Origin of the sequence: Novosphingobium sp. ST904 (genome assembly GCF_001298105.1) — a bacterium.
Classification (GTDB): Bacteria; Pseudomonadota; Alphaproteobacteria; order Sphingomonadales; family Sphingomonadaceae; genus Novosphingobium.
This window is the reverse complement of record NZ_LGJH01000114.1, coordinates 21303-30348: the sequence shown is the minus strand read 5'-3', so window position 1 is coordinate 30348 and position 9046 is coordinate 21303. Positions and strand designations below refer to the sequence as shown.

Here is a 9046-nt window from a genome sequence, read left to right as displayed (position 1 = left end):
CACTTGGCCTCCTTCTGGAGTCCAGAAAGAGACCCCTTAGCGGAGGTCCATCAGCCCCGAGCCTGAATGCCGCAACACGCCGGAGGGCGGACGCTTACGTCTGCCTCGGAACTGTTGATGCTGCCGCCTCTCGATAGCCGGGGTTTCCATCATTTCTGATCGGAGTGTCGCGCCGAAGCGATGGAGCTCGCTCATTTCGCTGAAAAGTTGACGGTTCAGGGGAGTCAGCGCCAACCAGCGCTCGAATTCCAGATCGACAGACTGGTCGCCACGACCATTTACGCGGACACACCAATCCGCAGCCTCCGCACGAGCGCGTTCTCGATCGGTAGCATGTATCTGTGTCATTCGCCGTAAAAGGCCTGATGTAGGTGTTGAAGGGCCTTGCTCATATGATATTCGATCGCCTTAACCGTTACGCCGTAGCGGGCAGCGATCTCATGGTAAGTGAGCGCGTCTACACGATTCAGTTCAAAAATCTCGCGAGTGCGAGGTGGTAAGTCTCCCAAGACACGGCGATACTTTTCCATCGCGTCCTCCGCCTCAAGTGCCCAGCCTTGCTGAGGCGCAACGCTTATCGCGACATCGTCGTCGTCCCATAGGGGTCCTGTTACCGGTTGGTTCCTCGAACGCCTGAACCTATCAATGACGACATTCTGGACGACCCTTTGCAAGTAAGCCTCCGGACGCTCATTCAGCGCCGCCGGTTTAGCCAACACCAAGCGCATAAAAGCCTCTTGCAGCACATCCTGGGCATCATCCTGCCCATCCACGCGCTTCGATAGGTATCGCAGAATGCCCCGTCGTTCGTCTCGGAACAATTTCTCTATGGCAAATTCGATGCTGGACGAAGCGGGTGCTTTCCCGGAACCCCCGCTCACGGCGAAACACCGTGATAACGTGTCACGTCGTGTACAAAAACGTTTTCGAACATGCAAAACCAGAAGCGGCAACACCGAACGCCCAGCAATTGCCGGTCTCACGGTTCACGAGGTGATGCCGCCGTTAGGGTGAAGCCCTGGTCCGGTGCGGCCGCCTGTCAGCATTGCGACTGGCGTGCATGCCTGGCGAGGTTATTCCACGGATCGAGCGCCAGCTCTACCGATCCGGTAGAGATAATGACCGAACCGCCATGAAATTGCAATGTACCAACCCTCGGCTCGATACGGGCACCTGCGTCCATCTTCACGAGGTCGCCCCTATTGGCCTTGGAATGCGCTGATGCGACGGCGGAAATGCGCCTCTCGCCCAGCGCCGGTTACACAATAGCACCCGAGGGCTTGAACGCGGCGATCCTTTTCACGAGGCGGGTGCTCATCTGCAGGGCCATGGATCCTGCCCTCCCCATCCTGCGGCGTGTTTCAAGCACATTCCCCCGACGGAACTCCGATTTTCTGTTGCCAGGGGGCGAGATGCTGGCGGGCGGGTACATATCGGTTGATGTTCACCGTATTTTCGAGCAGCGCTTCTCAGGAATCAAGTCGGCAATCGGACCAAGAGCCCGCGTCGTCCCAAAACACCACTCCCGGCGAAATTCGCGTGTCGTGGTATGGAAGATTAGTGAATTCCGACGTGTCGGATCTGATTGATCCGGCGCGCAGTTGTAGTCTTGTGCGAGTTGCTTTTTCGACCGTGGCAGCGAACCGGAACGCCCTGCCCTCAACCATCAGCTTTCTGCAAACGGGAGTGCCGACCTCAGAAAATCGCTTGGCGGCAGCGAGGTTCTCCGCGTCTGTGGGAGCGATCAACCCCTCTGCGCGCGCCTTTTCCAACTTTGCGGCAGCGATTTGCGCCTCATTTTCCTTACGTCGAGCCGCACCTGCGCGGTGGTTCGTGCATCCAGCAATGCGTAGTACCTGTCGTATGAATCCATTCGCCCCTCGCGAATCAGGTTTGCGCCATCAATCGCGTGATAGACCTCTGAGCCCGAGCGAGGACGGAAACCATTGCGCTCGAGAACAGCCAGTGTCTCGTCGAAATGAGGAACTTGATCGTCGTTCGTGGAATAGAACGTCAGGCACGAAAACCTCCGTTCGGGCGGCCCCCAATCCTTTTCACACAGTCGCGCTCCATGGTCGTAGAGCCACTGCACCTTTTGAGGGCTCGTCCGATTGTGTAGAGCATAAGCTTCCGCGACGGTCCTCGCTTCTCGCGCTCCCCGCTCAGGATAGACCGCGTTGAGCACTTCAGGGCTTGGGTCCACCATAATCTCGTAATCGGCACCGACATCGAGAGTAAGGGCTACCGCCACACGCCCAGGCTGCGTCGTGGCTCTTTCGAACAGCCGCTCGTAAATGCTTCTAGCCTCCGCAGCCTGAGGCAACTTGGCCCCAGACGGGTAGAGGAACATTTCGCAGGCACCTGAATAGGCGCTACGTTTGTAGCCCGTTTCCGCGAAATGGCGGCAGGCTGACAATGCCTTCTTTGGGTTGCCGATCTGGTAGTCGACAATGAACGGCCCATTCTTCCGATAGCGAAATGGACCAAAATATTTGGCGTAAAGCTCCGAGCCTTCTTTCCAGTCCTCTCCGCTCGTGTCGGCATGTGCCACACCGCTCATCAGCAACATCGGTGCAATAAGTAAGGCCGCAATTCGCATCGAATCCCCCTCTTGCTGAGGGGACAGTTGGCCAGATATTACAAGCCCTGAAAAGAGATTAGCGCCCCAAAGGGCCATTTTCGAAGCGTTGATCGCCGCTTTCAGGCGCAATCGCTATCATAAATGATAGCTTATGGTTTCAGATTGGCTTCGAGATCGGCCAGCTTAGATCTGCAGGTACTTTCCACCAGCCCGATCAGCGCCTCCGTGCGCTCACCCAGCCAGGTGAGTTGATCTTCCCGGATCTGATAGTCGCGCGGGTAACGCGCCTTCACATAAGCCTGCTGGAGCTTCTCAAAGGCCGCGATCTCTTCTTCGGCCAGCCGCGGCCAGGCTCCTTGGAGCACGGGATCGTGCTTCTCTGCCGCGCTGCGGAGCTCGACGATGTTGTGGCTGTGCGGCGTGTAGAGCGTGAAAACGAGAAGAACGGTATGGTACAGTCGCTCCACGCATTGATGCAGCTGGAACGCTGCGTTCTTGAGGCGGCCTTTGTCCCGCGAAAAAACATAGCCGTCATAGAACTCCACCGCACTCTCGTACCAGTCTTCAAAATAGTCACGGCTCATGCCGTAGGCCCGCTTCGGCGATAAACTCTTGGGCGTCGTAAACTCGGCAGTGTCGGTCTGATGGACGACTCCCGTCTCGGAGAAGTCGACGAAGAAGTAACGTCCACTCTCGAGGGATCCGTTGATCTGGTCCATCGTGTACACGAAGTAGTGGGCCGGTGACCTTAGCCGGTGGGTGTACCGGTACTCCATGAAGAGGCGATCGGTGACGTTCTTCCAATACTTCACTCGATCCGTCAAACGTTCGTCGTTGACGATTACGATGAGGTCCCAGTCAGAATGCTTGCCAACCCGAGTATGATGTTCATCCACCCAATCGCCCCGAGCGTGACTACCATAAAGCACAATCTTCGTGATTTGGCCCTTGCTCTTCCACTCGCGCTGCGCAAGCGAGAGGACATCCTCGAACTCTTCAAGGATCATCCCAAGAATACGCTCGAGCTCCGGTCGTTCTGTGACAGGCACATGCTCAATACCAAATTTCATGTCCGGTCTTCCAATGACATTGCTCGAGCGGATAGCCGGGCTCGATTTGATCTGATCCTTCAAGGTTAGCTTCTATTTGCAGCTCTGCAATGCGCCCGGTACAGACTTCCTGCACAACCTCCGCGAGATCCCTGGCAATACCTCCGAGCCATTCAAGCTGGTCTTTCGTGATCTTGTATCCCCTCTTCGCGTAACGCGCTTTGACATATGCGTCGCGCAACACGTTAAAAGCGGCGTTCTGCCATCGAAAGTCTCGGGGCCATACATGAACAAACCGACGGTCGAGTTTGTCGACCATCCCCCCGCAACGCACGGATATTATGGTTGTGGGGCGTGTAGAATGTCAGAACGGTGAGAGCGGCATTGTACAAATGCTCTACGCTCTGGTGGAGTTGGAATGCAGCGTTTGGAAGTCGTTCCTTGCGAAGCGCAAACTCGTACGCGTCATAAAATTCGCCTGCAGATGGAAACCACTCCGCGTAGTATTCCTTCGCCAACCCTAGCTTGTCCGCCGCAGTCTTCGGCCGCGGCTTCGGGAACGGAGTATCATCCGCATCGTAGAGTAGTATTCCGTCCTTGATGACATCTTGAAAGAAGTAGCGGCCCTCCGCCAGCGCGTTATGGACCTCCTGCCGGGTGTGCACGATGATCGATGGCAGGCTGAGCAATTGCCCTTTTGCGCGGGCCTCGATGAACTTCTCGTCGAGCGCGGACCAGTACTCTACGTTCTCGACCACCTGCTTGCGGTTCACCATGACAAGCAAGTCGTAATCCGACGAGTAGGCCTTCTTGGTATGCGGCTCATAAACCCATGTTCCGCGCGCAAAGCTGCCGTAGAGGACGATCTTGTGGATCCGGCCCTTCTTCTTCCAACCTGTCACCGAACGCCCGTGGGCATCCTCGAACGACGAGAGAATGGCCGGCAAGACTAAATCGGCTATTTCCCGGCGGCGGTCCGCCGGCAAATGATCAAGATCAGACCGCACCGACATCCCTTCCCCCAGCCCCATCAATCAGGTGAAGCGCTTTGCGTCCGCCTCGCACCGGTCGAAGCGAAAGCTTGCGATCGAATGTGGCAAGTTTGCCCTGATGCGTCATCGCCAGCGCGAGAAGGTAGGTATCGGTGAGCTGTGCAGACGTGCGGATTTCACCGGTATCGACGAAGTCGCATTCGAGCAGGTTGACGGTGTCGCCCCAGAACTGGTGCCCATCAAGCGCACAAAGGCGGCGCATGATCTCGCTAGCTTCTGCCGGCGAGCCGGCGCTGTTGGGATAGCGCGGGTTTCCGATGATCCGGATGACGCCGTTCTGGGTGAGCGGACAGGTGGCCCAATTCCTCCGGCCTGTCCCGGCGAACCAGGCATGAGCGGCCTCATGTCCGACATGTGCTGGATCGATAAGTGCAACCAGAACATTCACGTCGGGCAGATAAGTCATGACGCCTCATCACGCAGCGCGTTCACGATGTCGAGCGTGATGATGACGTCACTCTTGGTGGACAGGAGCGGAACGCCATTACGTTCATCTTGATCGCTCGGCCTCCTGATCGACTGACGCGCAAGTTCAGAGATCACCTCTCCGATCGTGCGCCCCTGCTGATCCGCGATCTTGCGCGCGGCAGCCAGTACATCGTCATCGATTGCCAAGGTTGTGCGCATCGGAGTCTCGCTGCATCAAGCATCACACATCTACCAAAGATGCATCGATCCGCCTAGCCCAATATAGCCAGATTATCGTCCTGCTTCTTACGTTTACCTATCCCCGACCAGAGGCGCCGGTACTCGCTATTCGCCTTTAACAGTTCCACGTGACGCCCTAGCCCCACGACCCTGCCTCCTCGCATGAAGATCACGCTATCCGCGTGCTGCGCCACAGTTTGCCGGTGTGTAACGAACAGGACGGTGGTCGCAGGCAGGAGTTCGCGTCGGAGTCGGTCTATGATCTGCTGTTCGCTTACCGGGTCAAGGGATGAGCTGCTTTCATCGAACACGATGGCCGGCACCTTTACGCCGAAGACGCGGGCAAACTCGACCTTCTGAACCTGCCCGCCCGAAAGCTTCTCGCCCATTTCGCCTACCATGGCGTCCAGGTCGATCGCCTGCCCCGCACTCGCAAAGCGCCATTCCGACAGCAGGCTAGACGCGGCGCCTCATCGTGATCGGCGGGAGTGGTGAGAGAAGGTTGTCTCGTAGCGGACGATCGAACAGGCTGATGAACTGCGGGACGTAGAGGATATGGCGGGAGCGCTCACCGGGCTCGACCGACGATAGATCCGCGTCTCCTATCATTACCCGACCGCGCGCTGGCGATTTGAGCCCGGCAATCAACTGGGCCAGCGTCGACTTACCAGCCCCGCTGGGCCCAACGATCGCAACGAATGACCCCGAGGCGATTTCCAAATCGATTTCGCCGATTTCCGGCAGACCGGCGCCGTAGCTGAAACCCAAACGCTCGATGCTTATCCGTGCGGGCCCCGCAGGCCGATGATGCTCACGATCGCTATCTGCTGGCATGGGCGTCGCCATGTCCAAAACGGCCGCAATATTTTCCATCGCCACGCCTGCGCCCAGGATCAGAAATACGAAGCTGGCGGCAGGCTGCGTCAGGCGGAACAGATAGCTTTGGATTAGAACGAAGGTTCCCACCGTCATGACGCCGGCGCGGATATCCAGCGCGCCGAGGTAGAAGATGAACAGCACCCCGGCGCACAGGAGCGCGTTCTGCACGAACGAAAAGCGAATAAGGGAAACCGCCCCCGCCTCCGCGGCCTGCCGCCTCTCAAGCCCCCCACTGGCGATCCATCGCAGTTCACCCGCGACATTGCCGTTGAACACCACCCTCCGCGCATTTCGGATTACATCCGTCTGGATGTGAGACATCCGACCCGATGCGGCGTTGATGCCAGCCGCCAGTTTCTTCCACCGACGCGCATTAAAGTAGGCGCAGGCCAGGACCAGACCAAGCAGACCCGTCGTGAGCCAGGCATAGACCGTCGGCGCAAGGCCTGCCAGAACGATCAGAGAGACCACCAACTGCACGGTGAGGGGTAGGACCTGCCACATCAGCCCATCCACAATGAGCTGGAGACTGAACGGCATCCTTTCCAAGGCGCCCAGTATCACCCCCGTTTCACCCTTGGCCGTTGTCGCCAGGAGAGGAAGCTGGCTCGCCACGCTCCGCCGCGTAAATTCGTTCGCGAGAACCCCGCAGATGCGGGTCGTGCAAAAATGCCGGCATGCGCCTGTGAGGTTCGGGCCGGCCCAGCAACCCGCCGCCAGAACAATTGCTGAGACCAATGCAAGAGCGCTTCCGCCCTTCCCTGCCAACAAATCGATCAGGTCCTTCAGTGCGACCGGATAGGCAACGGTCATGATCAGGCCCAGAGTCTCCAGAAGAAGGCCCAAAATCACGAACGCCCGAAGACGGAGCGCCCTGCCCATCATTTCTGCGAGCAGCGCCCTGAAAGTCCTCGTCATCGCTATCGTGGGGTTCTCGCCGGCCACCGAATCTCCTCGTCCAGGCATGTCGACATGCCAGGTCCAGCGCAGCAGCGTGACATCGTTTCCAACGCCGACCTAAGACAAGAAGGACAGATTCTGCCCAAAAACCCGCTAGAGCCTACCAGCAAAGAGGACGTGCCTATCGCCTCGCTGCAAACGTTCACATCGGAAAAACGAAAAGAATTTTCGCACTCTTTTAGGGTACGCGGCCTTCGTGGCGTTGATGGAATTTGCACCGAAAATTGAATGAGAAACGGCGTGAGCGCTGAGACACCCGGCCAGAGCGGCATCACCTTTACACCGCGGGGTCGCGCCCGTGAGGCACCGCAGCGGCGGCCGGTGTCATCAGAATGTAAACGAGTCGTTGAATATAAGTTGCCCTTTCAGTGCCTTGGCGGTCTGTGCATAGTGACCGGCGATGCCCGCAGTTCGTTACTCCAAGCTCAGCGACGCCCAACGCGACACTCTTCGGCTTGTGCATGCACATCTGCAGATCAAGGAAATTGCCAAGACCCTTGGGGTTTCGGAGTCGACAGTAAACCACAGGCTCGCGCAGTGCCGGGAGATCGTTGGGGTGTCGAGCAGCAAGGCAGCTGCGCTCTGGATGGTCGAATACGAACAGAGCCTCGACCATTGGAGAAAAACTCCAAGCAGTTTTTCTCCAATGGTCAATCCGCCCGCGGCCGAGCCAAGTGGGGCTGTAGGCATGTCGGGTGACGGTTACGAGACCGATAACTCGGAGCCCGCCGAAATTGTCGATACCCCCCGCGGTATCGACGAGGAGGCGTCTCTCCGGAAACGTGGTTTCCCCTGGCCATTCCCGACAGCCGGACGACAAGAGAACGATCTCAATTGGAAAACCCGCCTGGCGCTGGTGTTCCCGGTTGCGATCATCCTCATGGTCTGTGCGATGACCCTCGTCGTTCTGGGGATTGGGTTTCAAGAGCTCCTCGTGGGCTCTGAATCCTGGGTGATCCGCCTGCCTTGATCCACCCGCTTGTTGAAACGCCTGCAACGTGCCTGACCGGCGCGAGGAGAACCTGTATGCTCAAGTCCCATGCCCTCCAGGCCGCCGCCCGCACGGTCGCCGAAAAGATCGTGCCCCTCGAAAGCAGTCTCGACGAGAGCTTTTCGCAGACCGCCGGTCTCCTCGCTTACCTCCCGCAGGCCAGGCTGAGCGCCGGTCTGCCCATGGAGACGGGGCACGCGGCCATAGTCCAACTCGTCGCATCTCTCCAATCGATTACCGACGCGCGCGGTGCGATGATAGCAGCCCATGCAGCTCTTGCGGGAACGAGGAACGACCTGAGGCTGCCTGAAACGGGATTTGGGAGCCTCGCAGGCTGCCCGTCTTCGGCAACTCTGCAGGTCGTCCGCGAACACGCGGCCTGAAAGCACCGGCTTCATGCTTGCTTCCCGCAACAGATCGAGAAACTATGCCGAGCATGGTCGTTCCCATAGCGTTTTTGATACTCCTTGTGGGAAGCTCTGCTTTCGCATTCTGGAAGGGCGACCAGTCACTGCGGCTTGTAGCAGCCATCGTCCTGGTCGGCTCCATTTTGTCCGCGTTAGCCCAGACCCGCGCTCCCGATCCCTGGCACTATGGGGAGATTGGCACGCTCCTCGTCGACTTTTCCATGCTGGGGGCATTCGGCGCCATCATGTTTTCAAGCAACCGTTTCTGGCCAATCTGGATGACCGCCGCGCAGCTACTGACGGTCGTCGCCCATTTCGGTCCGGTACTCCGGCACTCCCATATTGCCATTCCCTTTGCCATCAGCGAACAAATCTGGAGCTGGTTCATTCTAGTACAGCTCATCGTGGCAACGGCTCTTCACCATCACTCCTTGGTGAATTCGCGCGCGCCGTAGCACTTGGGTCGCGCTTCTTTCCGC

The 9046-nt window shown here is 58.1% G+C and carries 12 protein-coding genes; 3 read left to right on the top strand and 9 right to left on the bottom strand.

Annotated elements, in window-relative coordinates:
- Window positions 1-36 precede the first annotated feature (36 nt).
- From ADT71_RS35460 to ADT71_RS04860, 9 genes are all read right to left on the bottom strand, one after another.
- The gene (locus ADT71_RS35460; RefSeq protein ID WP_082370163.1) at window positions 37-348 is read right to left on the bottom strand and encodes a DUF4880 domain-containing protein; all 312 of its coding nucleotides are present in this window, start codon (window positions 346-348) and stop codon (window positions 37-39) included.
- The gene (locus tag ADT71_RS04895; protein WP_165913359.1) at window positions 345-881 is read right to left on the bottom strand and encodes an RNA polymerase sigma factor; all 537 of its coding nucleotides are present in this window, start codon (window positions 879-881) and stop codon (window positions 345-347) included. Before ADT71_RS04895 ends, ADT71_RS35460 begins: the two co-directional genes overlap by 4 nt.
- An 863-nt stretch (window positions 882-1744) precedes the next feature.
- Window positions 1745-2710, bottom strand: coding sequence for a hypothetical protein (locus ADT71_RS04890; protein ID WP_156336482.1), 966 nt, complete (start codon window positions 2708-2710; stop codon window positions 1745-1747).
- Between the two features lie 20 nt (window positions 2711-2730).
- A complete protein-coding gene (locus tag ADT71_RS04885; protein WP_231635601.1) occupies window positions 2731-3714 on the bottom strand; it encodes a HEPN domain-containing protein in 984 nt (327 codons plus the stop codon).
- A 161-nt stretch (window positions 3715-3875) separates the two neighbouring features.
- Window positions 3876-4637 carry a HEPN domain-containing protein gene (locus ADT71_RS04880; RefSeq protein WP_231635600.1) on the bottom strand — a complete coding sequence of 254 codons (762 nt, stop codon included), beginning with the start codon at window positions 4635-4637 and terminating at the stop codon, window positions 3876-3878.
- Window positions 4627-5088, bottom strand: coding sequence for a TA system VapC family ribonuclease toxin (locus ADT71_RS04875; RefSeq protein ID WP_054435592.1), 462 nt, complete (start codon window positions 5086-5088; stop codon window positions 4627-4629). The genes ADT71_RS04880 and ADT71_RS04875 overlap by 11 nt, the downstream gene beginning before the upstream one ends.
- Complete coding sequence (locus ADT71_RS04870) at window positions 5085-5309, bottom strand: CopG family transcriptional regulator (RefSeq protein WP_054435590.1); 225 nt, start codon at window positions 5307-5309, stop codon at window positions 5085-5087. Before ADT71_RS04870 ends, ADT71_RS04875 begins: the two co-directional genes overlap by 4 nt.
- 53 nt (window positions 5310-5362) lie before the next feature.
- Window positions 5363-5719, bottom strand: coding sequence for a hypothetical protein (locus tag ADT71_RS04865; RefSeq protein WP_156336480.1), 357 nt, complete (start codon window positions 5717-5719; stop codon window positions 5363-5365).
- A 67-nt stretch (window positions 5720-5786) separates the two neighbouring features.
- Window positions 5787-7154: an ABC transporter ATP-binding protein gene (locus ADT71_RS04860; protein WP_054435587.1), complete on the bottom strand. Its 1368-nt coding sequence runs from the start codon at window positions 7152-7154 to the stop codon at window positions 5787-5789.
- A 415-nt stretch (window positions 7155-7569) separates the two neighbouring features.
- Here ADT71_RS04860 and ADT71_RS04855 point away from each other — a divergent pair, with 415 nt between their 5' ends.
- From ADT71_RS04855 to ADT71_RS04845, 3 genes are read left to right on the top strand one after another with little or no spacing between them, the layout of a single operon-like run.
- Window positions 7570-8139 carry a helix-turn-helix domain-containing protein gene (locus ADT71_RS04855; protein ID WP_054435585.1) on the top strand — a complete coding sequence of 190 codons (570 nt, stop codon included), beginning with the start codon at window positions 7570-7572 and terminating at the stop codon, window positions 8137-8139.
- Window positions 8140-8195: 56 nt separating this feature from the next.
- Entirely contained in the window at window positions 8196-8543 is a 348-nt protein-coding gene (locus ADT71_RS04850; protein ID WP_054435583.1) for a hypothetical protein, read from the top strand.
- 44 nt (window positions 8544-8587) lie between these two features.
- The gene (locus ADT71_RS04845) at window positions 8588-9022 is read left to right on the top strand and encodes a hypothetical protein (RefSeq protein WP_054435581.1); all 435 of its coding nucleotides are present in this window, start codon (window positions 8588-8590) and stop codon (window positions 9020-9022) included.
- Window positions 9023-9046: the final 24 nt, after the last annotated feature.

Excerpts from the sequence above, each read along its gene's own strand:
- ADT71_RS04875 (WP_054435592.1), bottom strand. The coding sequence starts at position 5,088 with ATGACTTATCTGCCCGACGTGAATGTTCTGGTTGCACTTATCGATCCA.
- ADT71_RS04845 (WP_054435581.1), top strand. The coding sequence starts at position 8,588 with ATGCCGAGCATGGTCGTTCCCATAGCGTTTTTGATACTCCTTGTGGGA.
- ADT71_RS04850 (WP_054435583.1), top strand. The coding sequence starts at position 8,196 with ATGCTCAAGTCCCATGCCCTCCAGGCCGCCGCCCGCACGGTCGCCGAA.
- ADT71_RS04855 (WP_054435585.1), top strand. The coding sequence starts at position 7,570 with ATGCCCGCAGTTCGTTACTCCAAGCTCAGCGACGCCCAACGCGACACT.
- ADT71_RS04870 (WP_054435590.1), bottom strand. The coding sequence starts at position 5,309 with ATGCGCACAACCTTGGCAATCGATGACGATGTACTGGCTGCCGCGCGC.
- ADT71_RS04865 (WP_156336480.1), bottom strand. The coding sequence starts at position 5,719 with ATGGGCGAGAAGCTTTCGGGCGGGCAGGTTCAGAAGGTCGAGTTTGCC.
- ADT71_RS35460 (WP_082370163.1), bottom strand. The coding sequence starts at position 348 with ATGACACAGATACATGCTACCGATCGAGAACGCGCTCGTGCGGAGGCT.